The following is a 25,156-nucleotide window of genomic DNA, read 5'->3' as shown; positions in this document are numbered from 1 at the left end:
CGTGCGTGTCCTGCCACCAAATTCGTGGCTGTACTGCCACGGTCGTGACAGGATGTCGACGTCCGATCCGATCAAGGAGAACCACGGGATGAGCGCAGGCCCCACCGAGGACGGCTCGGCCGCCCGGATGCCGGAGCCGAAGCCGGCCCGCACCCGGCGGCGGCGCCCGAAGCCGCCGCCCACCTCGTACAGCCGGATCCCGAGCTCCGCGACGGTGGAGCTCCCGCCCGGCCACGGGGCCCAGGTGTTCCCGCTGCCGAGCAGCACCGGGTTCGTCGGCGAGGCGTTCAGCATGGACTCGCTCGAGTTCATGCGCTGGGCCGCCCGCCGCTACGACAATGACCGCTTCGTCCTGGTCGTGCTCCTCACCTTGATGGGTAGTCAGGAGCCCGGCGGCGTGATCGAGGCCAACCACGGGGACATCGCCGAGCACCTCGGCTACAGCCGCTCGCACGTCACCCGGGTCTTCCACGTCCTGGAGGCCGACGGAGCCCTCATGCGGGTCCGTAACGGCCTCTACCAGCTCAACCCGGCCGCGAGCCTGCGCGGGGGCGTCCGGAAGCCGCAGAAGGGCCGCAAGGCCGCTTCCGGGGCCAAGGCCGAGAGGGTGGAGCAGCTGGACCTGCTGCACGCGCTGCTGGAAGACCCGAACGCGCCCGAGGCGTTCAAGGCGATGGCGCAGCCCGGTGCGAAGCTGGACCCGCGCAAGCTCAAGGAAGGGGAGCCGTCATGACCGTCACCGCCGGCGAGTGGACCGCGCGTCGCCCGCTGTGGGGCAGCTTCAACGGCCTGGCCTACGTGCCGCGGCTGCCCCCCACCGGCTACACGCTGCTGCTGCACCTGCTCACCGAGCAGGAGCCGGGCGGGCTGATCGAGGCCACGCACGAGGAACTCGGCGAGGGCCTCGCCATGGAACGCGGCATGATCAGCCGCGCCATGCAGCACCTGGTCGCCGCACGGCTCGTCACCGTCCTTCGTCGCGGCCGCTTCCAACTCCACCCCGCCATCGCCGCCTTCGACACCCCGCGCGAGCAGCAGCAGGCCATGCGGGCGCTGCCCCGGGAGATGCGCCTCGACGAAGGCGACTTCGAGGACGAGTACGAGCGGCGCCTGCTCCAGCACCAGGAGGAGAAAGCCCGCAAGGCCAAGCAGCGCAAGGTCACCGACATCAGCCGGCCCCGGCTCAAGTCCGTAACCACCGGCTGACCTGCCACCAGAGCGCGTGCGCCCCACAACCCACCGGGGACGCACACGCTCTTCGTGTCCGTCAACAGCCAGCCCCGGTCGGGATTTGGCACCCGGAGGAAGACAAACGCAACTGCGTTGCTCAGCAACGGTTCCGGCGCCCCGCGCGCCAACACCTTGTGTCGCCTCCGACACCAAGGGGTCACGCCGACGGGGACAAAGATCCCTGATCACGCGGACAAACCACGGCGGATGCTGAGCGAGGGACCAGGCCTGGGGAGTCCGAGCCGTTGCGGGCAACGCCGATGAACGAACCCGCAGCAGCCCGTGACCGACTCCGGCCGGGGCCGCCAACAAGCAAGCTGTTACTCGGGCCGGGCGTTCAGGAGGGGCTGGGCGTGCTGCTGGCGGGCGCTGAGCGCCTGGGACAGGTTCCGGAACAGCAGCGCCAGGCCGCAGTGGGCGCCGCTCCCGCACGCCTGCGCGCAGCCGTCGCACCGCAGACCGGCAGGGCCCGAGCAGGCCGGCGGGCAGGGATGGCGGAGCTCGGCCTGGTCCAGGACCAAGGCGGGGAGCCGGAAGACCGCTCGGACGGCCGGATCGGCGTAGCAGCCGGTCCCGGCCAGGTAGGTCCTGGTGAGCCAGCCCTGGACGTCCAGGGCGGCGCGGTGACCCGTGCGAGTCAGCACGTCCAGGAGGCGTTCGTCACCGGGCTCGGGAGCAAGGTCGTTCAGCCGGCCGCCGTCGACCAGGCGCTGGATCTGGCGGCGACGGCGCCCGTACGCGCCGGGCACCAGGCTGGAGTTGGTGTCGCCTGTCGGGTCTGTCACCGGGCCGGCGTTCGCTCGGCGGCCTGCGGACAGAGATCGCGTAAACGGGGTGATGGGTGTCGGAGCCGTCGGACATCATCAGGGGATGTCGAACCGCAAGCCGCTCCCGCCGACCTACAGCGACCGCCTCCTGGAACAACTGGCCGCGATCGAGGAGGACTTCGTCGCCGTCCTCGAAGCGTCGACCATCCACTACGTGAACCCCAACCGTCGAGGCTCGATGATGCACACCTTCGGCGCCGCGAACTGGGGCTGGGGCCCCAGCACGCCCGAGGTCGAGCGGAAGCGGATGGCCCTGCTCGGCCGGCTGCGGGACTGGGAGCCGCGCTTCCGGCTCCTGTTCCCCCACCCGACCCCCGAGACCGCCAAGAAGCTCGACGAGAACCTCGGCCTCCTGCAGCGCTGGCTGATCCGCCCGGAGAAGCGCTACGACCACTCCGTTCCTCAGCACGTCCACCAGGCCGTCGACGTGCTGCACGCCACCGCGGTGCAGCTGCGCGGCCTGACCGAACTGCTGCCTGAGGACGAGTGGTCGGTGCGGTTGGTGGTGGACACCAACGCGCTGATCGACAACCCGGACCTGGCCGCGTACACGGCCGAGGCGGGCCCGCGGTACATCGCGCACCTGCTGCCGGTGGTGCTGAGGGAGGTCGACGACCACAAGCGGGGCGGCCGGACGCCGGAGCTGCGGGAGGCGGCGAAGAAGGCGGACCGGCGGCTCAAGGGGCTGCGCAGCAACGGCGGCGACGTGACCCGCGGCGTCCGGGTCGCCGGCGACGTGCACGCGGTCTTCGAGCACATCGAGCCGAAGTCGGACGCCCTGCCGGCCTGGCTGGACCTGGACGTCCCGGACGACCGGTTCGTGGCCTCCACTCTGCTGCTGCAGTCCCGTCATCCCGGCTCGGCCTGGTACGTGGTCACCAGCGACCTCAACCTGCAGACCAAGCTGGCCGCCGTCTCGCTGCCCTTCATCGAGTCCTGAGCGGCGGACTTCCCGCCCTTCGCTCAGGGGTGCGTTCAGCGCTGGCCGAGCCCGTCGATCAGCTTCGCGAGGTTGCGGAGAGCTCGGCTGGAAGCGCCCCGGGCAGCCAGGGCGCCCAGGACGGCCTCGGGGTCGAGCCCTTCCGAGCGGACCAGGTCCTGGAGGATGTGCAGGGCCTGCTGCTTGCCGAACGGGTCGCCGAAGCCGTTGTTCTTGTAGAGGTCCAGCCGGTCGATGGCCTTGGCGAATCCGGGACTGGCCTCTTCCGGGCGCTCGTCGGGCTTGGTCAAGTCGATGGCCCCGAGCGCGCTCGCCCAGCCCCGGAGCGCGAAGTCCTGGGTGCTCTCCACGACGGCCAACGACGACCCGCGAGCGAGGTGCGTAGCGAAGTCGAGGGTCTTCTCGTCGGGCAGGTAGGCCAGTACGGGTCCGGTACCGCGTCCGACACGATCGCGGGAGGCGCGTGGAGTCGTAACGGTGTGCTCGGCTGCGAAGGAGCGCAACGACGGAACCTGCTGCTCCACGCCGAAGGCGTTGAGCACGAGAACGCCCGAAGTCCGCTGCTCGGCACACTCGCGCCGTATCCAGGACACAGCCAGGTCGGCTGCCAACTCCGAGTCCCGCTCGGGATCGTCGTCCGGCACCCAGGCCGCCCGCACGATGCTGATCGCCACGGTCGACTCCCTTCTCTTCCGGAAGCAGGCCGCGCGCAGTGCGACCTGGCCGACCACGCTACGGTCCACCTCGGACACGTCGCTGTTCGTAGGCGCTGGTTGGAGCTGGCGAGGCGATCCTCGCGGCTCACTCGGCGCGCCGAAGATGATGGGCCGGGAGATCTCCAGGGCGGCGACCGTGTCCGGTTTCTGGCCGACAGTGGTGTAGCCGAATTCGGCGGGGAAGTGTCTGTTGCAAGGAATTCTTTTCCACCGTCCGGTCCGCTCCGGAATATGCCCGGATGGGATTCTTCTGCGGCACGTGGATTCCGGTAGGCGGCTCGGATGTGCTCCGCCCCGGCATGGAACCGATGGTTCCTTCGGCCTGGGATTAGGCGGGTTCCTCGGCTCGTTGGCACCGTCAGCCGGTCGCAAGATCAGCGGAGGTTGGACGGGGCCTCAGCGGAAACGGAGCTCCGAAGCCCGGAGAGCAGCCGCAGAGTTCTCGACAACTTGCTGTTGCTGCAAGATGGTTGAGTGCATCACGCCTCGGGGAAGCCCTGGTGCGGGCCTCCCCGAGGACGATGTCAGTTCAGGTCGAAGTCGTCGACGTCGTACTCGAAGTCATCGGCGGTGAATCCGCCGTATGCGCCGCCGTTGAAGTAGTCGGCGAGCGCTTCGCCGATCACCTCGCGCATCTCGCTCTCGTCCTTGGCGCGGGCCAGGGCCGCGGCCTGCTCGCCGGTGAGGCTGAGATGGACGTCGCGGGCCCGGACCGCGTCCGAGCCGCGGATGTCGAACGTGTGGGCGCGCCCGACCCGGACGGTGACACCGGAGTACGCGCCGAGCTTCTGCAGCTGCTTGGCCTTGCGCTCGCGGCCGCGCTCGGTGGTCTGCACATCGACCGCGTCCAGGCGCAGCTTCTCCTGGTGGCGCCCGGCAGGGTGGCGGGAGCCGTCGACCCAGCGCAGGACGGTACGTGGCGAGACGCCGTAGGCGGCCGCCATCGCCTTCGTGCTGCCGCCGTACCTGCGGTCGCGGACCTGCCCGGCCTGGGTGGTGGATTGCACCGGGGCCTTGCGGGAGGGGAACAGCGCCTCGCGGACCCGTCCGAACATGCCCCTGAATCCGCCGGCCATCAGCGCTCGCCTTCCTTCTGCTCGTCGGTGTCGGTGTCGGCGTTCTCAACGGCCGGTTCCGGGCCGGTGTAGGTGCCGTCGGTGGCGTAGTCGTGGGTGAGCCGGGAGGGGTGCTCGCGGCGACCCATCGCCTCCACCGCCTTCTGCAGCGGGATCGAGGCCTCGTGCTTGTGGCTTCCGGGCGCGATGCCCAGGCGCAGCGCGCCCGGCACCGGGGTGCCGTCGTCCTTCACCGGCAGGAGCTCGATCGGGGACGGGGCGTCGGCGGCGTACAGGTAGGAGTCGACGTTGACCGCGAACGGGGCCCGGCCGGTGAGCAGGTAGGTCTTGCGCATGCGGCGGTGGGCGGCGATCCGGGCGGCGGCGATGATGTGGAAGCGGATCTCGGGCCGGTATGACCAGGACCCGGCGACCTTCTCCAGCCACTGCTCGTCGTCGAGGTGGCGGGCGGAGTCGGACCACTTCCCGATCCCGCCCTTGTAGATGTTCTTGTACAGGCCTGCCAGGGTCAGCGCGTCGGCGCGCACCGGATCCTGGTCTACGTCCTTGTGCACCGCGTACGCGGCGAGGAACTCCTCGGGGGTCTGGCCGTCGGTGAGGCCGAGGTCGGCGTAGGCGCGCTTGTAGCCGGCGCGGATCCGCGTGGTCCACTCCTTGAGCAGCGGCGCCGTGTGCGTCGACAGATACGCCTCGGTGATCGTTGCCGGGTCGAAGCCGTAGGTGGAGGCCATGTAGGCGACGGTGGGGGTGGCGTACCAGCCCGGCCCGGTCGGCGGGCGGCCGTGGAAGGTCGCGGGGTGCGGCAGCGGTTCGTCCACCTCGATGCCGGTGAAGTCGCAAAGCCACAGGCCGGCGGTCTTGCCCTTGCCCCACGCGGGGTTGGTGACGTGCTCCAGTTCGCCGATCGGCAGGGGCAGGGAGTCGGTGACGGACAGGTAGGAGGCGCAGACGTCGACCGCGACCGCGAACGAGCGGCCGGCCTCGTCGTCGGTGAGCTCGCGTGCCCACCACTTGTAGTCCTCCTCCTCGCACACCGCCCGGCCCTTGGAGAGGAGTTCGCGGGTGAGGGGGTGGCGGGCGCCGGCCGCGATGGGCACGCACCGGTCCCCGGCCGGGAGGGCGCCGTCGCGCAGGTGCGAGGACCACTCGCCCGTCGCCTCGTCCTTCACCCACTCGACCCGGGGGCGGACGGCGTCCAGGAGCAGCATCGCGGTGGAGGCGGTGGTCGCGCCCGGGGCGACGCCGAGGTCGGCGGTGAAGGCCCGGTAGCGGCGGGCGAACGTCGCTCCGTCCCGGGCGTGGTCGGGGGCGGTGGCGAGCGGGGCGGCGAGCGCGCTGACGGCCTGCTGGCGGGCGTCGCCCTGTCCCAGCCACGGTGCGACGGTGATCTGCAGCGAGGTCTTCGGCCCGCCGGCCGACCCGGCGCGGCGGAACGCCCGGAAGACCGGGCCGATGTTCTCGCTGATCTCCATGCCGACCGTCGCGGCGGCCTTCGCGAGCTTCGCCTGCAGCGCGTTGAGCGTCTTGTCGGTGCTCGGGAGCGTGGCGGGCAGGCCGAGCTGCTTGAGGGCGGCGGCGGTCAGGCAGACCGCGCCGTCCCCGCCGCGGCCCTGCGGGTGGGCGCGCTCAACGCGCAGCGGCAGCCCTGTGCCCAGCCACGCGAACCAGTCGCCCAGCTTGGGCCCGGCCGGGGCCGGGAAGCCGGGGACGTCCAGCACCCAGCCGCCGTCCGGGTCGGCGTCCAGCGCCACCACCGGCACCCACCGCCCCGGCGTCGGCGCGGCCGGACCGGCGGCTGGAGCGGCGGCGCGCGGTGCAGCCGGGCGGCCCTGGGCACGGGCCGGAGCCGGGCGCTGACTGGACCGCGCCGGAGCAGGGGCCGCCGACGGTGCGGGCCGGGACGGCGGGGCAGCGGCCGGAGCCGGGGCGGGAGGGGCCGGTTCGACGGACTCGGCCTGGGCGGCCGGAACGTCGGCCACCGGGGCGGTGGCCGCGGGCGCCTGCTGCTCGACCTCCGTCTCGGCCGGGGCGGGAGCGGCGGGGCGGCAGAGACCACCGAGGTGCATCGGGCGTCCCTGGACGCGGTAGATCGCGGGCTGTCCGCACTGCACGCACGGCTCGGCCGGGCCCGTCACCAGCGAACCGTCCGGGTGCTGGTCCAGCACCGTCCCCTGCACCGGCGCGACGAACGTGGCCGGGGCGGGCGCGGCGGGCTGCTCGGGGGCGGGGAAGCGGGCGGCCAGGCCCTCCAGCAGGCGCATGTAGGCGGGGGCGACGTCCGGGCCCGGGTGGGCGCTGCCGTCCTCCCACTGCGACACCAGAGCGGAGTTGACGCGCAGCGCCGCGGCGATCTGCGCGGGCGTCAGCCCGGCCGCCAGGCGCAGTCGCTTGCGCTCCGCCGGGGCCGGAAGTCCGGTGCTCACGGCGGCGAGCAGCGCGTCCACGGACTCGAACAGCTCGTCGGACATCGGGTCTACTCCTCCTCGTCGGTGCTGGTGGTCGGGTGGGTGGTGACGTAGGCGATCGGGCCGCTGGAGACGGACGGCAGGCGGGTGCCGAGCAGCAGCTCGGCGAGGCGGGCGTCGTCCGCGCCTGCCGGTTCGGCGGCGTTGGCGGGGGCAGTGAGGTCGGTCAGGTAGCCGGCCAGGCGGGCGGCCGGGAAGCGGTGGCGGGCGGTGGTGCCGACCGTGCCGTCCGACTCCCACGGCGGCTCCAGGCCGGTCAGCACGGCGACGACGAACCCGGCCACCGTCACCGGCAGCACACCGCCGGCGGCGACCCGAGCCGGATCACAACGCCACCAGCCCGACAGCGCGGCCAGCAGCTGGTCCCGGTCCAGCGCGGCGCCGAAGCCGATCCACTCCCGGCCTGGCTCCTCGACCCGGGCCGGGGCGGCCACACGCAGCACCGCGATCTCGGATGCGCCGAGCGCGGTCAGGTCCGCGGTCGGGCGGGCCGCCAGTTGCTGGAGCGCGGCCAGCGGGAACACCTGCCGGCCGGTGTCGCGAACGCCGGGCACCGCACCGGTAGACATCAGCTTCTTCACCGTGGGGATCGAGCACTCCAGGGCCGACGCGGCCTGACCCGTCGTCACGAACACACCCACAACCTCCACGCCTATCGAACTAGCTAAAAGAACTAGGAGGACTCTACGCCTCCCCCACGACACTGTCCATGTCTTTCGAGTAAGTCCTACCAACGTGGCCGGTGGTCGGCCGAGGACGGGTCCGCTCCTCGGCCCCGCACGATCGCAAACAAGACGGCTTTGCACGAACCGCCGCCGACATCACCGCAGCGCTGCCATCCTGGGCCGGATCGCGTGATCACCCGCACACCGACCGTGATGGGGAACCGCGATCACACACCACCGAGGAGGGGGCACCCATGCTGACCAGGTACGTCGACGAGGGCGACGAGCTGCGCGCGGCGGCCGTCAAGAAGAACCTCAACTGCCCGCCCGACCTGGAGGCCGGCCAACTCAGCGTCGAGCGGATCGGCGACATCGCGGCGCTGGTGTCCGCCAGGCCCACCGTGTACGCGGCCAACCAGGAACTCCTGGCGCTGCTGAACGTGCTCCCCGAACCCGACGACTCGGAGTTCTGGTGGGCGATCCAGAAGGCATCGAACTCCCTGGACCTGCACCCGGGCAACCTGCCCCAAGGCGTGAAGCTGACGCTGATGCGCTCGGTCGAGACCGCCCTCGCCGGCCGCCTCCTCGCGGGCCTGACCGAGCTCACCGCCGAACAGCGGGTCGACGTGGCCCGCCTGATCGGCGAGCGCCTGGAGTTCCACGCCGGGAACGCGCTGCGGCTCGGCGAACTCTGGATCCAAGCCGCCGAAGCTGCCGCCTTCAAGGCCGTCGTGGCCGAACGCTTCCCCCGCACCCCGGAAGAGGCCGAGGAGTTCACCGCGGCCTGGAAGCGCGACTGAACCCCGCACCACCGGACAACGAGATCGGAGAAGCACATGATCGGCCGCCACTTCGCGCACTCCTTCTTCGACCAGGAGATCGTCGAGATCCCCCGGGAGACGCTGCGCGAGCTCGTCCAGGACGCCGCGATCCTCTCCCTGACGGACGAGATCACCACCGATGCCCGGGGCCGCTGGGAGCAGGGGGAAGCCACCTACGACAGGGCGCGGATCATCGCCCCCGACGCCTCGGTGAACCTCGCCTCCACGCTGCGGTGGCTGCTCGCCCGCCACCCGGAGACCGCCTCCGTCACCTACGGCGTGATCGCCTTCAGCGCCCGCGGGCAGTTCGAGATCCCGACGACCTTCACCGCCGGCTGGCTGGCCTCGAACATCATCTGGGGCGGCGGCAGCCAGGAGCCGCTCCCCGAAGGCCTCGACATCAACGCCTTCGTCCAGGCCGCCACGACCGACGAGGCCCTCAAGCAGCTGTAAGGCCGGCCGACGCCGCAGCCCGACCTACGGCACACGGCAGGCACCCGCGGGGCCACACCGGAGACAACCCGGTGCGGCCCCCCGAGCCACCTCGGCAGACTCGACGTCAGGAAGCCCGCATACGGCGCCGCCCCGCACCCCGGGCGCGCCTCTCAGGCCGCCGACGGGGAGCCCCGCCGCTCCCGCCAGTGGGCGAACAGCACCAGCCAGTGGTGCCGGGCCCGGCTGAACACCGCCCACCGCGCGTCCGGCAGGTCCCCGGCCAGGTCCTCCAGCACGATGCGCACCGCCAGGTCCATCCAGCCGGCCATGTAGCCGTAGCGCAGCAACAGCTCCCGCAGTTCCCGGTCGGTCGCCGGCAGCTGCTCGTCGTCGCGCCAATGCGCAGCACGGAACTGCTCCGCCGTCAGGGGCCGACTCAGCAGCACTGGCACCGCCAACTCGGCGAAGGCGCGGTCCCTGGCCTCGTAGCCGCTCGTGTCGGGCAGAGCCGCGTGCAGCGCCAGGTAGGCCTCCCTCGCACCTTCGGTGGATCTGGTCGCCGTGATGAGGCAGCGCGGCGCCGGGCTGTTCACGCCGTCGTCCGGCTCCCGGGTCATCTGCACCCACAACTGGGTGGGCGGCGCGGTCGCGGCGATCCGCTCCAAGTGGCGACGGGCCTCGTCGTCGTCGCACAACGGGCCGATCTTCGTCCACAGCGTGTCCCGCCCGGGCGGCCTGGCCGCCACCCCGGTCCAGTAGACGTGGGGCAGCACCAGCTGCTCGTTCACCCGGCGCAGGCGAGCGGCGTACTGCTTCGCGGTCAGCCCCAGGTAACCCAGGTCCCGGCGGTAGGCGGCCAGGTTGACCGACCCGTTCTTCCAGAACTCGTGATGCAGGTCCCCCGCCAGACTCTGGAACAACCGCTCCGGCAGGCGCAGCGCCGCCTCCAGCGAGCCCAGGCGCGAGTTGCACCGCCGACACAGGGCACCGCGAGCCTCGTGGCTGATGTGGTCGTGATCCACCTGGACCGAGGGCCGCCCACAGCGCAACTCGCACCACGGGCGCTCGGCGAGGAACGCGGCCTTGGCCTCGGGCGACATCCGCCGATAGTCCATACTGCACCTCCAGTGACGGGGAATGACTTTCCGTCACCACGCTGGCAGGTGGTACTGACGGCATGTCACCCATTCGGCCGGTGCGACACGCCGGGCGGCGACGACCAGGCCGATTCGTCGAAACGGCCTCCTACGTTCGAAGGCGGGGCGCGCCCACAGCGCCCAGGAAGGAGGAACCCATGACCCCCACCGAGGACAGGATCCACTGCCCGGCCTGCGGCTGCGGCCAGGGCCTGCACGGCCGGCGCCCAGCGCGCGATCAGATCCATCACGTCAGGTAGCTCTGCGGCATAGGCGGTGAGGATGGTGCCGTCCTGATTGCCGGACAGGTCGATCGCGAAGCGGGGCACCATGCCGTAGCGGTGATAGACCGTCATCTCCAGCGGAAGCTCCGCTCCTGTCCACATCCTGCCCGCGTTCATGTTCGAGCTAGTCCACGGCTCGAACCCGGCCTTCTTCAGCCCGGCGCCGCCGACATACCGCCACCCGCCCTCACAATCGGTGCGATGCGAGGAGCCTGCTCTACGGCGCGTCCTGGCGGCACGTCGGTCGGTGTGCTGAGGGAGAGAACCGGTTCGCCGGATACCCCGGCGGGTGTCGGGACAGACCCGTTGCCTGACCGCGATATACCGGGCAGGGTATGCAATCACCGTCACGGGTTGGTTTCAAGTGGAACCGTCAAGGGCCGGATTGGCGTAATGCGGTTCATTGGATCGGGCAGGATGTCCATCCATTGGATCTTGGAAGTGAAGGTCGGGCCGCGGGGGCGTCGACCGATTCACAGCCAGGGTCCCCATGTTCACCGCTACCCGTTTGGGGAAAATCAGCATGCGCTTCAACCGCCTGACCGTGGCCGCCGCCCTGGCCGCCTCCGCCCTCGCCCTCACCGCCTGCGAGCCGGACAGCTCCGGCACCGGTGCCGCCGCCCCGGCCTCCGCAGCCCCCTCCGCCACCGCGACCAGCATTGCGAACGGCGGCCAGAACCCCACCGCACCAGGCAACGCGGGCGCCGCCTCCCCCAACCCCGCCGCCAGCACCGGTAAGCCCGCGGGCGGGACCTCCGCCAAGCCGACCGGCGCGCCCGCCGACGACTGCTCCCGGAAGGGCGGCGTGGTGGACGGCGGCGCCGTCGTCGAGGCCGTCGAAGCCACCGCCGGCGCGAAGTTCGTCCTGAGAGCCCGTCCGACCAAGTTCGTCTGCGGTCCGAACGTCCCCGGCGAGCCCTACTTCGAGGCCACCGGCAGCACCGAGACGTACGAGTTCGCCCCGGGCGCCAAGGCGTACGTCCTGAACCAGGCCAAGCCCGAGCAGGCCTCCGTCGACTTCCTCGTCAAGCTCGTCCAGGGCTGCAAGGGCAGCGCCCACACCGCGCCCGCCCCCTACCTCTGCTACGCGAACCAGTTCATCGTGCAGTTCGACCAGCAGGGCCGGATCACCTCCGCGACCCAGATGTACCGCGCCTGACCACCCGTCGTCCGACCGGCCCTGTAATCACGAACTCCGCACCCGAAGGTCCTGCCTTGCTGCCCGCAAACCTCCTGCGCGCCCGTACCCGCATACCGTCCGTCCTGACAGTGCTGGCCACCCTCGTCGGCATTCTGATCGGCCTGCCTGTCTCCACCGCAAGCGCCCGGCCCGACCAGCACACCATCGCGACCTACAACACCTTCGGCTCCCGCTGGGACGAAGTCTGGACCATCGGAAACAGCAACGAGATCGTCGCGGTCCAGGAAGCGGGAGTCGACCCGGCCAACGCCAACAGGACACTCCTCAACACCTACGCCATCAGCGGCTACAACGTCCGCGAGTACCGGTGGGCAACTGACAGGGGGACCCGGTACATCTACTGGCTGGATCCGAACGACGGCTGCACGAACAGCCGGGTCACCCTGGCCATGGTCACCTACAACCAGCCGGCCGCCCTCTACGTGGTCCCCTCCCCGCTGCCGTCGCAGAACGCGCGTCCCGCGCTGGGACTGCGGTTCGGCGACACCATCTACTACAACGTTCACGCACAGGCCTGCGGCGTGAGGAACGAGGCGCTGACCCTGCTCGACAACATCAGGGCACAGGCAAGCTCCTACGGCCTTCAATGGGCTGCCCTGGGCGACTTCAACCGCGCCCCGTCGATGGCGGACACCGACGGACGAAGCGTCCACAGCTGGGCCACCAGTACCCGCGCATTCGTCGTCCATCCCAACCAGCCGACCCACGTCGGCGGCAATGAACTCGACTACATGGTCACGTCCCTCAACATCCCGAACTACCACGCGGTGCGGCAGAACTTCGGCGCCTCCGACCACGATCCGGTCTACTTCCGCCTGCGCAGCCCCCAGCCGGGAGACCTGATCGACCTCACCGCCGACAGCAACCCCGGGATGTTCGCCACGTTCAACGGCGGCAGCACCGCCAACGGCACCACCGTCATCATGGACACCTACCGCCCCCGGCGCAGCCAGTGGAACCTGCGCCGTGCCCAGGGCGGCGGAGCGAGCGACTTCAACATCGTCAATCTGGACTCCGGGAAGTGCCTCGACCTCTACAACGGCGCGTACTCGAAGAGCGGCGACCTCCTCGACGAGTACACCTGCATGGACATACCCTCCCAGTCCTTCAGGATCCAGATCTGGGCGGACGAACCGAGCACCTGGGCAATCGTCAGCAATGCGACCGGCCTGTGCGTGGACACGATGGGCATCTCCCCCAGATACCTCGCCCTGTACGCGTGCACGCCCAAGGCCCCCAACCAGATGTTCCAAGCAACCACCTACTGAGCACAGACCGCCGGACGGCCGAAGGCCCGTGGCCCCGCAGACGCAGGGCCACGGGGCCCCGGCACGGAGAGAGGTGTGGCCCCAGGGACGACGGCACCGCTACGAACCGGATCTTCGGCTCCCCGTTGCTGCTTAACCTCGTGGGTCACTCGACCTGCTGACAGCTTCCGGATCCGGCAGCACGTGATGCGGCCGTTCTCCACGCTTCGAGATGTCGAGTAGCGAAGTGCGAGAGAACGGCCGCTACTTGTGAGTCTCCCGGTCGGCCAGCGCGACGGTGGAGCTGCTGACCGGCACTGGGCCGTCGCGGAGCGGGTACGGGTGCGGCTGGTCGGCGAGGACGTGTACGCGCCAGCACACCTGGACCACGAGGCGAGCCGGGCGATCGTACGGATGATGCAGCGCGGCGCGCTCGCCGAGAAGGACGCCGGCGCGGCGATCGCAGACCTGGACGCGCTGGACGTCCAGCGGATCCCGATCCCCAGCCTGCTCCTGCGGGCCTGGGAGCTGCGGGACAACACCTACGTCGGCGACGCGCTGTACATCGCGCTCGCCGAGACCCTGCTGTGCCCGCTGCTGACCACCGACTCCAAAATGGCCGGCGTCCCCGGCATCGCCTGCGAAATCGCCCACATCCCGAGGCGATGAACCCGCGCGGCGCCCGTGAGGGTGGCACACCCCGAGGGGTGCGGCCACCCTCTGCGCATTCACCGGCCCCTGCGCGCGGCGGTCCACTGGAGAACCGGTCCGCACCGACGACCGCCGCCGCAGCCCGGCCGAAGGCGGTCACCAGGTGCCGGGCACGACCTCGCGCAGCAGCCGGACCGCCGCGGTCGGGGACAGGACTCCGGCCTCGCCGCCGATCGAGCGGCAGTAGACGACGGCCATCTGGGCGGCCGCCCCGCGGCGGACCTGCGCCGGAACAGCGTCCCAGATCGTCCGGGCCGCCGCGGCTCCGTGCGCCCGGAACTCGCCCGGGCCGCCGGCCGTGCGGGGCGGTCCGGTGGGGCGATGTGACTCAGTACTGCGTGGTGATCGTGACGCCGCTGAACGCCGTCGCGCCGTACAGGCTGATGTAGCGCCAGCCGCTCGTGGTGTTGGTGACGGTCAGGCTCTGGGTGGTGCCGTTGTTGGTCGAGGAGGCGGTGGCGTTGGCGGCCGTCGCATAGGTGCTGGGGTTGTAGTACAGGTAGGCGGTGCCGGTGCCGCCGGTGGTGGTGACGGTGAGGGTCGTGATGCCCGCCGGCATGTAGATGTAGAGGTAGTCCAGCTGGCCGGCGCCGGCTGCCCGGTCGGTGCGGTAGCAGAACTGGCCCATCTCCTGTCGGCTGCTGCCGGTGCACGGCTGGGCGACGGGGACGGAGACCGTGACGTACTTCTTCAGGGTGGCGATCTGCCCGGTGCTGCTGGTGACGGTCAGGGCGACCTTGTAGGTGCCGGCCTTGGCGTAGGTCTTCGTCGGGGCGGCCTCGGTGGACGTGGTGCCGTCGCCGAAGTCCCAGACGCGCGAGGCGATCGAGCCGTTGCCGGTCTGCGTGGAGCGGTCGGTCAGCTTCACGCTCAGGCCCGAGACGGCCGAGTCGAAGTCCGCGGTCGGCGTGCCGTCGGCCAGGCAGTCGCCCGCGGCGCAGCGGTCGAGCCAGCTGTCGAAGCTGCTGTCGTAGAGCGTGCCGATCGAGTTGACGTAGTTGTAGGCGCCGGCGTAGTCACCGGTGCGGTACTTGGAGAGCACCGTCTGCACCGTGGTCGGGTAGCGCTCGATCATGTATCGGGCTGCGAGGTAGCCCCACATGTAGGTGCGGTTGGTGTCGCTGTTGTCGTAGGTGCTCTGGAACAGGCTGCTGAGCGGGTAGCTGTGCTTGGCGGCCTCGGCCATCGCGCGGGTGTCGGTGATGTTGCGGTAGGCGTACGACGCGTATTCGGCGGAGCCCTCGATCCACCACAGGGCGGGGTAGCTGATCTGCTGCCCGAACTTGCCCTTCATGTTGTAGCGGGAGTCCAGGACGTGGGCGTACTCGTGGTTGAGGTTCCAGATCCGGGCGGTGAAGCCGTTCTCGTTGGGGTGCCGGTACATCAGCGTGTACGGCAGGTTGGCCGGGTCGTCCGGGTCGCCGTTCATCGTGATGCCGCCGTTGTCGGTGGGCACGTTGTACATCGCCCCGGCGTAGGTCTGGTAGTCCTCGCGGCTGGCGAACACCACGATCTGCACGGTCGACTCGTACTGGCCGGGTATGGGGCCGTTGTCGCGGACCAGCCGGTGGTAGTAGGCGTCCTCGCCCTTGAGGTCGTCGCAGACGGCAGCGAGTTCGGCCGCGGTCAGGTCCTGGGACAGGATGGTGCGGGTGTCACAGGTGTGGCTGGTCGGGAGCACTGCCTTGACCAGCCGCTTGGACAGGTCGCAGACGTCGTAGTAGGAGCACTGGGCCTGGTCGTAGGAGGAAGCCGAGTTGGCGGCGCCGACCCAGAGCGTGGCGGTCGGGCCGGTCATCGACGAGATGTCGAGCAGGCCCTTGATCAGCGGGCGGACCTTGGGCTGGAGGGCCGGGTACTTGACGAAGCGGGACATCGCCACGCCCGCGTTGGACGCCAGGAAGGAGTTGGCGGTACCCAGCACGTCCTGGTGGTTCAGGGCGAAGGCGTCGAGGGTGTCGATGATGCCCGGGTCCGCCGTGACGGCGGCGACGTAGGCCGGGTTCTGGTGGCCGCGCCAGAGCGGGGTGAAGACCTTGTTGACGAAGTTCACCAGCGGCGGGGAGTCGTTGTAGGCGCTGGTGTAGCCGTTCAGGACCTGCCGGTAGGTGGCGAGGTAGCGGCCCTGCAGATCGGCACTGTCGGTGAGGACCAGGGCCTCGCCGGCGATCGGGGCGTTCGACTCGGTGGCGTCCGTGAAGTGGGGGGAGGCCACGAAGGCGTCGAGGCCGCGCGCCACCGCGTCGGTGAGCGCGGCGTCGTAGTTGCCGACGGTGCTCGGGGAGGTGTAGTGCACGAAGTAGCCCGCGCGCAGGAACAGGACCAGCTGCAGGGCGCCGGTGGAGTTGTCACCGGGGTAGGTGAAGGCGGCGGTCCGCAGGGCGTCGGCGACCGTCGCCATCTGGGCCTGGCGGAACGTCCAGTAGGCGTTGGAGCCGGAGGCGCTGAAGAGGGTGTTGATGCAGTCGGGCGTCGAGGCCTTGACGAAGGAGACCAGGTCCGCCCCGGACCGGCCGCTGAAGTCGCCGGCCGTGCAGGACGCGGCGGCGGCCGGGACCGCCTGGGCGAGGGCGCGGAACCGCGGTGTCCGTGCGGACGCGGTGTCCGCCGCCGGGACGGGCGGGCTGAGCGGCGGGAGCTGGGCCGCCGTCAGACGGTGGTCCAGCGGCGCGGCCGGGCTCGCAGGGTCCGCGTTGGACGGGCCGCTCGGGGGCAGGTGGTCACCGGCCGTCGGGTTCCCGAGCGGGGCGGCCGCGGGGGTGGCCGCCGGCTTGGGGGCGGGGGTCGCGGCGAGGCTAGGCGTGGTGGACACGCCGAGCAGTAGGGCGCCTGCCGCGGCGACTGCGGCCAGCAGTCCGGGCAGGCGAGGAAGCTGACGCAACGTCACTCCTGGAAATGGGGGTGGGGACGTGGGGAACACGGGTGAACGCGCCGTGGAGGGAAAGTGGAGGCGTTCGAGCGCGTGAGGAACCGTTTCATGTAATGAACAGACCCAGCAATAGGGTGTGACATGTCACTGATGTGTCCCCGGTCACACCGCCGGCCCCTCGGCGACCGGGCGTCGACGGTCCGTCAACACGCCACTCCCCCGGGCGTCCGCGCACCCGGGAGCGACCCCCGCCGAGCGACGGCGAGGGTGCGATGAAGGGCTCTACGAGGAGTCGCGGGCGATCAGTTCGACGGTCATCAGGTCCCGGCTGACCCGGGGGCGCCTCCGGGTCGGCGACCACCCGGTCGACGAGCTCGGCCAACTCCTCGCCGGACGGCTGCCAGTTGGTTCGCGGCCTGCCGCCAGGACGCGGCCAGCTCCGTCCGCATCCGGTCGAACTCCTCCACCAGGGCGGCCAGGTCGACGCCAGGCAGCGGGTCCGACTTCTCGGCCAGGGAGCGGGCCGGCCGGCCGACGGCAAGCCGCGCCCGACGGGTGGTGCCCCAGACCTGCCGCCGGTCCCTGCCGGTCTCCGTACGCGAGGCCTGGGCGGCGGTGGCAGGGACTTCGGCGGCGGGAGTGTCCAGCGCGTCGCGTACCTCGCCCTCGGACCAGACCGTCGCGGGGCCGTGGTCGGTGCGGATCATCGACTGCAGCCGTTCTCGGGCGTTCACCGGGTTGTCCTCTCCGTGCCGTGCAAGGGCGCACTCCTCGACGAGTGAGGGGCGGCCCGGTAGGTGGCGGGCCGCCCCGGGGCGGCGGTGCTACTGGTCGGTGTCGCAGTCGTGGTCGGCCTCGACGTGGTCGCCGTCCGCGAAGTCGACGTCGAGCGTCCAGCCGCACTCACCGCACTCGGCGCGGCCGTCCCAGCCGATCTGGCCGCCGCCGCCCTCCTCGCAGTCGTGGCTGGCGTCCACGATGATGCCGTCCTCGACCCAGGCCTCGCCCGTGCTGCCGCAGGCACCGCAGCACCAGTCGGCGCACCAGTTCACGGTCGACGGCTTGTAGGTGTGCTGCCGGGTCGTCACGGCCTCTCCTCGGGAACTGGGGTGGGCCGTCCCGGCCTGGTGGCAGGGAGGCGAAGTGGTGACGCGGGGCGGGGTCAGCCGGTGACGGTCTCGGCGCGCCGGGTGAGCGCGTCCAGGAGCGCGGTCTGCTGGTCGGTCAGCTTCCCTTCCGTGCGGGCCTTGTCCTGCTTGCGCAGCCAGGTGCCGGGCCGGAACGTCGGATCGTCGCCCAGGCCGGTGCGGTTGGCCGGGCCGTCGAGGGTGCCGCCGACGGCGAGGTAGGCGAGCAGGCGGCGATACGAGCGGTTCCAGTCCGGCTCCAGACGCCACAACTCGTCCAGCACGTCGAGCTTGGCGACCTGGTCCGCGGTGAGGTTCTCGGCCTTGCGCTGGCGGCGCATCCACGCCCCGACCGCATAGTCGTCCAGCTTCGCGGTCGCCGGGATCGCCAGGTGACCGTGCCGGCGGTGGAACGCCTTCGCGTAGGCGTAGCCGCCCTCCCAGTCGGTGCCGCGCTGGCCCCAGTCGCTGCCGTGTCCGTCCAGCCACAGGGTCAGGTCGCTGAAGAACACCAGGCGCCGGGTGGGGTGTTCGTTCTGGTAGGCGTCGGCGACGGCCAGGATGTCCGCGACGTCCCGGGACACCATCTGCCTCGGGATGATCGGCGGTGCGAGCGCCTGGGCGCACTCCCGGTACGGGCTCTCCCCCTGCGGCCACTCCAAGGCGTGGGCGAGCCAGTAGCGGGGCTGGAGTACTGCGTTGGACACGGTGGTTCCCCTTCGCCGCGAGCGTGGTCCGGGCACGGCCGCCCGAACCCGGCCACCGTAGCGAGACGGGCACCGGACGTGTCCGCGAACAACGAACCCGGCCGGTCCGACCCGGGACCTACGCCCGGCGGATCGCGCCGGAGGAGAACCACTGCACCAGCACGGCCGCCAGGTGGACCGCGGCCACCGCCTGCGCCTCGGTCTCCTTGCGGGTCGGACCCTTCTTTCCGTGCCGACTGGTCTGGCCGTCCCAGAGCTGCCGCATCATCAGGCGGACCATCTCGACGCCGTCCTGCGGATCGGCGCCCTCGATCTCGAAGACCAGCGCGCTGGCAAGGTTGGACATCTCGCCCAGCATCGTGCCGAGCGTCGCCCGGCGGTGGTTGGGCTGCAGGGTGGAGTGGGCCGCGCACTCCACCGCCTTGATCGCCTCGCTGAACGCCTTCACCGGATCCGGCGTGAACGCATAGGCCCGCTCGAACGCCTCCTGCAGGTGCTCCGACGCCGAGCCCCGTTCCGGCTGCTCCCCGCTCTCGACCGCGGCCTCCAGCGCCCGCACGAGCGCCGGATCGACCCGGGCGACCAGAGCGCGTCCGTCCGCGCGAACGGTGTACCGCGAACGCGCGTCGTCCAGCAACTGCTGCAGCGGGGCGCGGTCCACCTTCCGTTGCTGGGTGAGCGCTTCGCTCATGCTCGCCAGCGTCACCAGAGCCACGGTCTTCCGGTCCATGGGCGGGTCCTCGGCCCGGCGGGCAGGGACGAGTGGCACCGGCGTCGGTACCGGAAGCAGGTCCAGCGCCGCGTCGACGGCCTCCAGCAGCAGATTCGTCGGAATCCCGTAGGCGAGGGCCGCCTCGTAGGCGACATCATCACTCTCGTCGCCGCCGTCCCCGGCCTCCAACACCAGGTCGCAGCGGAGCGCGACCCGCTGCCACAACTCCCCGCCTTCACGGCACAGCGCGAAGTACAGCCAGTCGCGCAGCGGCCGTTCCAGAGTGGCGGAGACCTCCGCGCGCAAGGCCACGGTGCCGCCATCGCGGAAGGAAAGAGGAGTCCACAAGGTCATTCCGACACCGTAGAGGTTCACCCTGCCGACCAGCACCGGCATTTGACGCCGAGCCCGGGCACCCTTCGCAGGAGACTCAGCCAGCGCTGTCCTGCTCGGCCTGCCACTGTTCCGCGAGCTTCTGCTTCCAGCCCTTCGGCGGCGGCCACGGCACACCCCACTGCGCCAGCTGCGCCCGGCTCCAGCCCCCAGCAGGCGTACGGGCGGCTTCGATCTCTTCAGGAGAAGGAGTCACAACGCCGACGATGCCGCAACAGCAGAGCCCGCGTGCGTGACCGGCTCCAACTGGCGACCCGAGCCCGTCCCGGTCGCGAGTGTGGAGTCGCCCGGGTGCCCGTGGCCACGCCGGGGCGGCCCGCAGCAGGGACGCGGGCACTCCCTTCGAGAACGGTGAGATTCCCGGTTCCCCCCCTCCTGTGACCGTTCCGCGCCGTACGGTCACCACGACGCATTCATAGGAGAGGGAGAGTGCATGAACCGTCCCCCAGCCAACGGCAGCCAGTGGCGCACTCCCGGCCGAGCCCGGCCTGCGCGTACGACACTGGAACCCGGGAGAGCCGGACGCGGACAAGCCGAAGCCGGGCTACACCTGGACCGTTCCCGTGGTCGGGTGGTTGGCCTTCTCCGACGGGAGCACCCTGCCCCTGCTCGCCGTCGGCTCGGTCGGCCCGGAGAACTGGCACGTGGTCTACCAGGACGGTACGGAGTCTGACGGCGGAGAAGCGCTCGAGTTCATGATCGCCTGGTGCGAGACGTGCGCCGCCTTCGACCGCCGGTACACCCCCGATGGCGAGCTCTGCCCAAACTGCCACGCCGACCACCCCGACCACGGCGGCCGGGAGAAGACCGCCAGCACGGTCTCGGAGAGCTGACCGAAGCACATCCTTCCCGCCCGCCAGGAAGGCGGGCGGGCCCTGATGTCCCTCCGGCTGGATCAGGGGTTGCGGCGCACGTGGCCGGAGGAGAACCACTCCACCAGGGTCATCGCGATGAACACCGCCATCTCGGCCTGCGGCTTGGTCTCCAGGGTGGTGCCGGCCTGTGAGCCGTGGCGCGAGGTCTGCCCCTGCCAGAGCCGCCGCATCATGTCGACCACCAGGTCGACGTCCTTGCGGGCGGAGTCCTTCTCCGAGATCGCCGTGCTGAACGTCCCTGGCGCCGACCGCTCCAGGACCTTGAGCATGGTGCCGAGCGTCGCCTTCGCGTTGCGCGGCTCCACCACGGCCTGGGCCGCCGCTTCGACCGCCTTGATGCTCTCGCTGTAGGACTTCGACGGATCCGGGTTGCGCCCGTAGAACGCGGCCCAGGCCGCTGCCAGGTGCTGGCCGGCGGAGCCCGCCTCCGTCCGCGCGGAAGCCGCCGACACTGCGCGGTTCACGCCCCGGAAAGTGGTCTCGCCGACACGGGACTCCAGTCCTGTGCGGTCGACGTTGACCCGCAGCGCCGACCCACCCGCGGTCAGCAGCTTGTCCAACTGCTCGACGGCCTCCCAGCGTCGTTCCAACTGGACACCCTCGCGGCGACGCAGTCCGTCGATGCCGGCAGCCGTGATCCTCTGCATCGGCGTGGCGTTCGCGGGGAGCTCCGGCCGGGGCGGCGGCGCGCTGAGGCTAAGCATGGCGTCGATGACCGCGGGCAGCTGCTCCGCGGTGGTGCGCTCGTACAGGAACTTGATCGGGGAGTATTCGTAGCGCGTCGGTTCCACCGTCATCCGCAAGTGGATGGCGACCTGCTCGGCACCCCGTTCGTCACCGTTGAAGGATTCCACAACCCATCGAAGCAGGGGGACCTCAAGGTGTTCCGGTACGTCCTCTGCGGGAGGCACCACGATCTCGTCTGTCGCGGCTATGGCCTCACGGCGCCGGAAGAATCGCTCAAACATGGAGAAACGGTAGCGATTCCCGGTGACACGGCGCTGCTGATTTCCGTCGGACCGACACAGCACAGCATCCAAGCGGCCGGGCTGTTCACGGGCCGGCCGCCCGAAGGGCGTCACCGTGTGGTGCCCTGGGCCCGTCCCGGTCGCGAGTGCGGAGCCGCTCGGCTGCGCGGGGACGGGGGTGCGGGTGCGCAGTAGTCCGCGTGGACGGTCTTGCCGTCGGTCTCGAGCTTGGCGCCCCACTGCCCGCCGGTGAGGTCGTGGACCAGGGCCAGGCCGCGGCCGGACTCGGCGTTCAGGCGCGCGTTGACCAGACAGGACAGAATCGCCGGTGAGCCGAGCCGGGCCGGGCGGCGGCCCGGCATTCGGGGCAGCCGGAGCGCGCAGGATTTGGTGCGGCACCTGCAGCAGGGTGAGGTCGGCGGCGAGCGCGTCCGCGGCGGCGGAGCCGGCCGCCGCGTCGTGCCAGATCGCCAGACCGACACCCAGCAGCGTGCCGTCCTCGCGCACCGCGGCGGCGAACCGCCGGCAGGCGGCGGCCGGGTCGGCGGCCGACGTGCGCCGGGGCGCGACGCCGTCGCCGCCGAGCTCAACGGCCGCCCACGCAAAAACGCTCGGCTGGAAAACCCCGGCCGAGCGCCTGCATAAACTGCTCGTAGCCTGATCAAACCGACCACGTGTTGCGACGACCGCTAGGGGCCGTTGCAGGAGATCCACGGTCAGCGTGAGATTTCCAGGACCTTGTTAGCGTTCTGCACCTGCTGCTTCCAGTTCTCCTGCCCCTGCTGGAGCCGCTGGACCTGCTTCTCGATAATCTCCTTTTCGTAGGCGGCAGTGACCAGTGCAACCGTCTCAAGGTACTGGGTCTGTCGTTTACAGGTGACGTCAGTGACGGCGACGACGATTTCAGCGGGAGAGGTCGGGGGCAAGGCGGCTCCCGCCGGAGTGGGGAGGCCCTTGCCAAGAAGCGACCGGTCGTGGGCGGGTGCCTTGGGATCGGGGTAATCAAACCCGGCGGCCTTCATGCATCCACTCCACTTGACTGTCGCGGCTTTGACACGACTGTCCTGATATGTAGCCGTTCGCGCCTCGGACCTGAGATCCTGCAAATAGACGCCGTCGTCCATAGCCCTCTCAGCATTGAGCTGACTCTGCGCCTCGCTCCGACATCCGGGCTTTTTCTGCTTGCGGTCGTCGAAATAGGCCTGCTTGACGGCTTCTGTCACCTCTCCACCTCCGGTGGGTGCCACGGAGTCTGCCGGCTGGGGCGGCAATCGGTATCCATAGGCCTTGGCATCATTCAGATCAAAAATCCCGTAGATGACCGAGGGGGGCGGGGGCTTGGAAGCGGCCTGCTCCATCAGGGAGGCCGGGAGTTCAAGGCCCTTGGCTCGCATGCACTGCTGCGCAAGAACAGTTGTGGCTCGGGCCAGGACATCCCGAGCTCCTGCCGGTTCGTAGGCGTCCAGCGGCAGGATGAGCGATCCGTCGGGCCGAATTGCAGCGCCGCCCGCTTGGAAGTCAAGCGGCTTCGACGGATCGTCCGCTGTCGCTGGCAGAGGAGGAATGGAGGGTTCAGGCCCTGAGATATCTTTGAGGACCGGCCGCTGCGGCCCGGGCGGAAGCGTCTTGCTTCCCAGGCCGCCGCATCCTGACAGGACGGATACGACCGTCAATGCTACGCCAGCCATCCAAAGTGGCCTGCCGATACGAATATTCATTTCCTCACTTCGAGAAATCTTGCGACTGAAATACCAGTAATTTCGTGACGCTTGGCTTGTAACGGCCTAGGGTTTCATCTCCGAAGGGCTTCGGCAGGCTGAATCCGGGAGGATCGCCAGGCCGGGTACAAACCCGCCACAAGGCCGGTGGAGAGCCCTATCACAGGGGCAGCCGCGACGGTGGCGGGGTCGATTACAGGAGTCCAGTCTCGGGCCATGACAACCCCGAGAACTGTCAGCACACCCAGCGAAGTACCAACGATGCCACCGATCAGACCGATAAGGCCCGACTCGGTTAGAAAATGAGCGGTGATGTGCCGCCCCTTGGCACCAAGAGCGCGGCGCAGTCCGATCTCCCCGGTTCGTTCCAGAACAGCGACCAGTGTTGTGTTGGCGATCCCCACAGAGCCGATGACCAGGCAAATTCCGGCCAGCAGCAGGAAGAACTGGTTGAGATCGGAGGTGATGCTGGTGCGCAGTGCCTTGGGATCGGGTGGCGATGCCGCCCTGAAGTACTCGGGGTGGGTGGGATCGAGCGCCAACGGGGCCTCCGCCGCAATCTGCTGGGCAGCGCCGATCTTCGTGGTGATCAGCATCTTGGCGCCTTGGTTCGATGAGTTGCCCCAGAGCTTTTCCGCTGCCCCGCGTGGGACCATGACGGACAGCAGGAGGTCCGGCTTGCGGTGGACGTCGTCCACGATGCCGACCACCATGAACGGGCTGCCGGCGATGAAGATAGCCGGCCGGGTATCCAGAGTGGTGATGCCGAGTTGGGCTGCTGTACCTGATCCGATCACGGCAACCTGTTGGGTGGTGGAGTCGGCCCATTCATCGAAGGTTCGTCCTTGGCGGACGTGCGGGCCCGCTGCGTTGAGCAGCCCGGCCGAGGCTGCGATCACGGGTATCTGCTCGCCTGCGGCGCCGGATCCCACCGGCGCTGCTTGCACCGCGTCAGGGGCGAGTTTCACCGGCCAGTAGACCCCAGCCGCTTCGACGCCGTGTAGGCGGCCGATGCGGGTGTCCGCGTCCGAAGGGAAGGAGACCGTCGTTTGCGCGGGGTCGCTTCCGCCGACGTCTTCCACCGCTACCTCAGTCGCGGTCAGCAGGCTGAAGCGACCGTCGATCTGCGCACTGGCCGTGGCAGTCAGTCCGAGGATTGCCACGAAGGTTCCTACACCGAGTACCGTTCCCAGGCCGGTAAGGGCCGAACGTGCCGGCCGCTGCAGGATTCCGGCCGCTGCCTCTGACAGCAGGTCTCGGAAGGCGAGTCGGGACGGCTCCACGATCGGGTTCTTCCGTCGTTTCAGGTTCATCGCGCCATCGCCTCGCAAGCGGCCTCGGTCGGCACGCCGTCACGAATCGTGATCATGCGTTGCGCGCGGCTGGCGACCTGCGGGTCATGGGTGATCAGCAGCACTGTCATGCCGGCTTCGTGCAGTTCGTCCAGCAGGGCGAGGATCGAGTCCGCAGTGCGGGAGTCCAGGTTTCCTGTCGGCTCGTCGCACAGCAGCAGAGATGGGTTGCCCACCAGGGCCCGAGCGATCGCCACCCTCTGCCGTTCGCCGCCCGACAACCGGGTGGGAAGGGAATCCAGGCGGTGGCCCAGTCCGACTTTCAGCAGTGCGTCCTGTGCGCGCATGCGCCGTTCCGCCGCGCCCCGTCGTCCCTTGGCCGTTGTGTACAGCATTCCGAGGGCTACATTCTCGGTTGCCGAACGGTGTGCCAACAGGTGGAAGGACTGGAACACGAAGCCGATCCGTCTGCCACGCAGTGCAGTGCGGTCCGTGTCAGGCAGCACTGCAGTGTCGATGCCGTCCAGGAGATACTGTCCTGTCGTCGGGGCATCCAGCAGCCCCACGATGTTCAAGAACGTCGATTTTCCGGACCCTGACGGTCCGACAATCGTCACATATTCGCCTTGCTGCACAGTCAGGTGGCAGGGCCTCAGCGCAGTCACCGGCGGCGGTCCCGGATATGTCAGACCCACGCCGCGGAACTCGATCACCGGTGGCATTGCCTGGTCCCTTCCATCC

Annotated in this window: 27 protein-coding genes; 9 read left to right on the top strand and 18 right to left on the bottom strand. The window is 70.1% G+C overall.

Annotated features, from left to right (window positions below):
- The first annotated feature begins 88 nt into the window (after positions 1-88).
- Positions 89-733: a helix-turn-helix domain-containing protein gene (locus ACI1MP_RS37940; RefSeq protein ID WP_404871017.1), complete on the top strand. Its 645-nt coding sequence runs from the start codon at positions 89-91 to the stop codon at positions 731-733.
- Positions 730-1,206 (top strand): hypothetical protein, encoded by a 477-nt coding sequence (locus tag ACI1MP_RS37935; RefSeq protein WP_404871016.1) that lies wholly within the window; start codon positions 730-732, stop codon positions 1,204-1,206. The genes ACI1MP_RS37940 and ACI1MP_RS37935 overlap by 4 nt, the downstream gene beginning before the upstream one ends.
- Positions 1,207-1,550: 344 nt before the next feature.
- Here ACI1MP_RS37935 and ACI1MP_RS37930 read toward each other — a convergent pair whose 3' ends face one another.
- Positions 1,551-2,015 (bottom strand): hypothetical protein, encoded by a 465-nt coding sequence (locus tag ACI1MP_RS37930; protein ID WP_404871015.1) that lies wholly within the window; start codon positions 2,013-2,015, stop codon positions 1,551-1,553.
- 85 nt (positions 2,016-2,100) lie between these two features.
- Between ACI1MP_RS37930 and ACI1MP_RS37925 the strand changes: the two genes are divergently transcribed.
- Positions 2,101-2,997 carry a PIN domain-containing protein gene (locus tag ACI1MP_RS37925; protein WP_404870739.1) on the top strand — a complete coding sequence of 299 codons (897 nt, stop codon included), beginning with the start codon at positions 2,101-2,103 and terminating at the stop codon, positions 2,995-2,997.
- A gap of 35 nt (positions 2,998-3,032) precedes the next feature.
- On the opposite strand, the gene ACI1MP_RS37920 is transcribed toward ACI1MP_RS37925, so the two are convergent.
- The 4 genes from ACI1MP_RS37920 to ACI1MP_RS37905 form a co-directional block, all read right to left on the bottom strand.
- On the bottom strand, positions 3,033-3,749 hold the full coding sequence (locus tag ACI1MP_RS37920) for a hypothetical protein (protein ID WP_404870738.1): 717 nt from the start codon (positions 3,747-3,749) through the stop codon (positions 3,033-3,035).
- Positions 3,750-4,237: 488 nt separating this feature from the next.
- A complete protein-coding gene (locus ACI1MP_RS37915) occupies positions 4,238-4,789 on the bottom strand; it encodes a hypothetical protein (protein ID WP_404870737.1) in 552 nt (183 codons plus the stop codon).
- Complete coding sequence (locus ACI1MP_RS37910) at positions 4,789-7,257, bottom strand: helix-turn-helix domain-containing protein (protein ID WP_404870736.1); 2,469 nt, start codon at positions 7,255-7,257, stop codon at positions 4,789-4,791. Before ACI1MP_RS37910 ends, ACI1MP_RS37915 begins: the two co-directional genes overlap by 1 nt.
- 5 nt (positions 7,258-7,262) lie before the next feature.
- Positions 7,263-7,883, bottom strand: coding sequence for a DNA-binding protein (locus tag ACI1MP_RS37905; protein WP_404870735.1), 621 nt, complete (start codon positions 7,881-7,883; stop codon positions 7,263-7,265).
- 290 nt (positions 7,884-8,173) lie between these two features.
- On the opposite strand from ACI1MP_RS37905, the gene ACI1MP_RS37900 reads away from it, so the two are divergent.
- Both ACI1MP_RS37900 and ACI1MP_RS37895 read left to right on the top strand, forming a co-directional pair.
- Entirely contained in the window at positions 8,174-8,719 is a 546-nt protein-coding gene (locus ACI1MP_RS37900) for a hypothetical protein (RefSeq protein WP_404870734.1), read from the top strand.
- A gap of 36 nt (positions 8,720-8,755) precedes the next feature.
- Entirely contained in the window at positions 8,756-9,193 is a 438-nt protein-coding gene (locus tag ACI1MP_RS37895) for a hypothetical protein (protein ID WP_404870733.1), read from the top strand.
- Positions 9,194-9,345: 152 nt separating this feature from the next.
- Here ACI1MP_RS37895 and ACI1MP_RS37890 read toward each other — a convergent pair whose 3' ends face one another.
- Positions 9,346-10,275, bottom strand: coding sequence for an endonuclease domain-containing protein (locus tag ACI1MP_RS37890; protein ID WP_404870732.1), 930 nt, complete (start codon positions 10,273-10,275; stop codon positions 9,346-9,348).
- 80 nt (positions 10,276-10,355) lie between these two features.
- Positions 10,356-10,667 (bottom strand): hypothetical protein, encoded by a 312-nt coding sequence (locus ACI1MP_RS37885; protein ID WP_404870731.1) that lies wholly within the window; start codon positions 10,665-10,667, stop codon positions 10,356-10,358.
- A 451-nt stretch (positions 10,668-11,118) separates the two neighbouring features.
- On the opposite strand from ACI1MP_RS37885, the gene ACI1MP_RS37880 reads away from it, so the two are divergent.
- From ACI1MP_RS37880 to ACI1MP_RS37870, 3 genes are all read left to right on the top strand, one after another.
- Positions 11,119-11,754 (top strand): hypothetical protein, encoded by a 636-nt coding sequence (locus ACI1MP_RS37880; protein WP_189278509.1) that lies wholly within the window; start codon positions 11,119-11,121, stop codon positions 11,752-11,754.
- 56 nt (positions 11,755-11,810) lie between these two features.
- Positions 11,811-13,064, top strand: a complete 1,254-nt coding sequence (locus tag ACI1MP_RS37875) for an RICIN domain-containing protein (RefSeq protein ID WP_404871014.1) — start codon at positions 11,811-11,813, stop codon at positions 13,062-13,064.
- Positions 13,065-13,313: 249 nt separating this feature from the next.
- Entirely contained in the window at positions 13,314-13,712 is a 399-nt protein-coding gene (locus ACI1MP_RS37870) for a type II toxin-antitoxin system VapC family toxin (RefSeq protein WP_404871013.1), read from the top strand.
- 370 nt (positions 13,713-14,082) lie between these two features.
- Here the strand turns inward: ACI1MP_RS37870 and ACI1MP_RS37865 are convergent, their stop codons facing one another.
- The 6 genes from ACI1MP_RS37865 to ACI1MP_RS37840 form a co-directional block, all read right to left on the bottom strand.
- The gene (locus ACI1MP_RS37865; RefSeq protein ID WP_404871012.1) at positions 14,083-16,641 is read right to left on the bottom strand and encodes a collagenase; all 2,559 of its coding nucleotides are present in this window, start codon (positions 16,639-16,641) and stop codon (positions 14,083-14,085) included.
- 299 nt (positions 16,642-16,940) lie between these two features.
- Positions 16,941-17,357: a hypothetical protein gene (locus ACI1MP_RS37860; protein WP_043912985.1), complete on the bottom strand. Its 417-nt coding sequence runs from the start codon at positions 17,355-17,357 to the stop codon at positions 16,941-16,943.
- A gap of 90 nt (positions 17,358-17,447) precedes the next feature.
- Complete coding sequence (locus tag ACI1MP_RS37855) at positions 17,448-17,711, bottom strand: hypothetical protein (RefSeq protein WP_404871011.1); 264 nt, start codon at positions 17,709-17,711, stop codon at positions 17,448-17,450.
- A 74-nt stretch (positions 17,712-17,785) separates the two neighbouring features.
- Positions 17,786-18,457 (bottom strand): helicase associated domain-containing protein, encoded by a 672-nt coding sequence (locus ACI1MP_RS37850; RefSeq protein ID WP_404871010.1) that lies wholly within the window; start codon positions 18,455-18,457, stop codon positions 17,786-17,788.
- A gap of 118 nt (positions 18,458-18,575) precedes the next feature.
- A complete protein-coding gene (locus ACI1MP_RS37845) occupies positions 18,576-19,523 on the bottom strand; it encodes a hypothetical protein (RefSeq protein WP_404871009.1) in 948 nt (315 codons plus the stop codon).
- 76 nt (positions 19,524-19,599) lie between these two features.
- Positions 19,600-19,758, bottom strand: coding sequence for a hypothetical protein (locus tag ACI1MP_RS37840; protein WP_404871008.1), 159 nt, complete (start codon positions 19,756-19,758; stop codon positions 19,600-19,602).
- Between the two features lie 367 nt (positions 19,759-20,125).
- Here ACI1MP_RS37840 and ACI1MP_RS37835 point away from each other — a divergent pair, with 367 nt between their 5' ends.
- Positions 20,126-20,395: a hypothetical protein gene (locus tag ACI1MP_RS37835; RefSeq protein WP_404871007.1), complete on the top strand. Its 270-nt coding sequence runs from the start codon at positions 20,126-20,128 to the stop codon at positions 20,393-20,395.
- Between the two features lie 62 nt (positions 20,396-20,457).
- On the opposite strand, the gene ACI1MP_RS37830 is transcribed toward ACI1MP_RS37835, so the two are convergent.
- The 5 genes from ACI1MP_RS37830 to ACI1MP_RS37810 all read right to left on the bottom strand — a co-directional run bounded on the left by ACI1MP_RS37830 (position 20,458) and on the right by ACI1MP_RS37810 (position 25,137).
- Positions 20,458-21,234, bottom strand: coding sequence for a hypothetical protein (locus ACI1MP_RS37830; RefSeq protein ID WP_404871006.1), 777 nt, complete (start codon positions 21,232-21,234; stop codon positions 20,458-20,460).
- Positions 21,235-21,515: 281 nt separating this feature from the next.
- Entirely contained in the window at positions 21,516-21,767 is a 252-nt protein-coding gene (locus ACI1MP_RS37825) for a hypothetical protein (protein WP_404871005.1), read from the bottom strand.
- Between the two features lie 354 nt (positions 21,768-22,121).
- Complete coding sequence (locus ACI1MP_RS37820; protein ID WP_404871004.1) at positions 22,122-23,123, bottom strand: hypothetical protein; 1,002 nt, start codon at positions 23,121-23,123, stop codon at positions 22,122-22,124.
- Between the two features lie 74 nt (positions 23,124-23,197).
- Complete coding sequence (locus tag ACI1MP_RS37815; RefSeq protein WP_404871003.1) at positions 23,198-24,436, bottom strand: ABC transporter permease; 1,239 nt, start codon at positions 24,434-24,436, stop codon at positions 23,198-23,200.
- Positions 24,433-25,137, bottom strand: coding sequence for an ABC transporter ATP-binding protein (locus ACI1MP_RS37810; RefSeq protein ID WP_404871002.1), 705 nt, complete (start codon positions 25,135-25,137; stop codon positions 24,433-24,435). The genes ACI1MP_RS37815 and ACI1MP_RS37810 overlap by 4 nt, the downstream gene beginning before the upstream one ends.
- Between the last annotated feature and the right edge of the window lie 19 nt (positions 25,138-25,156).

The organism is Kitasatospora griseola (assembly GCF_044999035.1).
GTDB lineage: Bacteria > Actinomycetota > Actinomycetes > Streptomycetales > Streptomycetaceae > Kitasatospora > Kitasatospora griseola.
The sequence above is the reverse complement of the archived record's forward strand: the minus strand, read 5'-3'. Positions and strand labels throughout refer to the sequence as shown.

Excerpts from the sequence above, each read along its gene's own strand:
- ACI1MP_RS37895 (WP_404870733.1), top strand. The coding sequence starts at position 8,756 with ATGATCGGCCGCCACTTCGCGCACTCCTTCTTCGACCAGGAGATCGTC.
- ACI1MP_RS37825 (WP_404871005.1), bottom strand. The coding sequence starts at position 21,767 with ATGCCGGGCCGCCGCCCGGCCCGGCTCGGCTCACCGGCGATTCTGTCC.
- ACI1MP_RS37820 (WP_404871004.1), bottom strand. The coding sequence starts at position 23,123 with ATGAATATTCGTATCGGCAGGCCACTTTGGATGGCTGGCGTAGCATTG.
- ACI1MP_RS37810 (WP_404871002.1), bottom strand. The coding sequence starts at position 25,137 with ATGCCACCGGTGATCGAGTTCCGCGGCGTGGGTCTGACATATCCGGGA.
- ACI1MP_RS37925 (WP_404870739.1), top strand. The coding sequence starts at position 2,101 with ATGTCGAACCGCAAGCCGCTCCCGCCGACCTACAGCGACCGCCTCCTG.
- ACI1MP_RS37900 (WP_404870734.1), top strand. The coding sequence starts at position 8,174 with ATGCTGACCAGGTACGTCGACGAGGGCGACGAGCTGCGCGCGGCGGCC.
- ACI1MP_RS37830 (WP_404871006.1), bottom strand. The coding sequence starts at position 21,234 with ATGACGGTGGAACCGACGCGCTACGAATACTCCCCGATCAAGTTCCTG.
- ACI1MP_RS37915 (WP_404870737.1), bottom strand. The coding sequence starts at position 4,789 with ATGGCCGGCGGATTCAGGGGCATGTTCGGACGGGTCCGCGAGGCGCTG.
- ACI1MP_RS37880 (WP_189278509.1), top strand. The coding sequence starts at position 11,119 with ATGCGCTTCAACCGCCTGACCGTGGCCGCCGCCCTGGCCGCCTCCGCC.
- ACI1MP_RS37845 (WP_404871009.1), bottom strand. The coding sequence starts at position 19,523 with ATGACCTTGTGGACTCCTCTTTCCTTCCGCGATGGCGGCACCGTGGCC.
- ACI1MP_RS37890 (WP_404870732.1), bottom strand. The coding sequence starts at position 10,275 with ATGTCGCCCGAGGCCAAGGCCGCGTTCCTCGCCGAGCGCCCGTGGTGC.
- ACI1MP_RS37885 (WP_404870731.1), bottom strand. The coding sequence starts at position 10,667 with ATGACGGTCTATCACCGCTACGGCATGGTGCCCCGCTTCGCGATCGAC.
- ACI1MP_RS37910 (WP_404870736.1), bottom strand. The coding sequence starts at position 7,257 with ATGTCCGACGAGCTGTTCGAGTCCGTGGACGCGCTGCTCGCCGCCGTG.
- ACI1MP_RS37815 (WP_404871003.1), bottom strand. The coding sequence starts at position 24,436 with ATGAACCTGAAACGACGGAAGAACCCGATCGTGGAGCCGTCCCGACTC.
- ACI1MP_RS37935 (WP_404871016.1), top strand. The coding sequence starts at position 730 with ATGACCGTCACCGCCGGCGAGTGGACCGCGCGTCGCCCGCTGTGGGGC.
- ACI1MP_RS37940 (WP_404871017.1), top strand. The coding sequence starts at position 89 with ATGAGCGCAGGCCCCACCGAGGACGGCTCGGCCGCCCGGATGCCGGAG.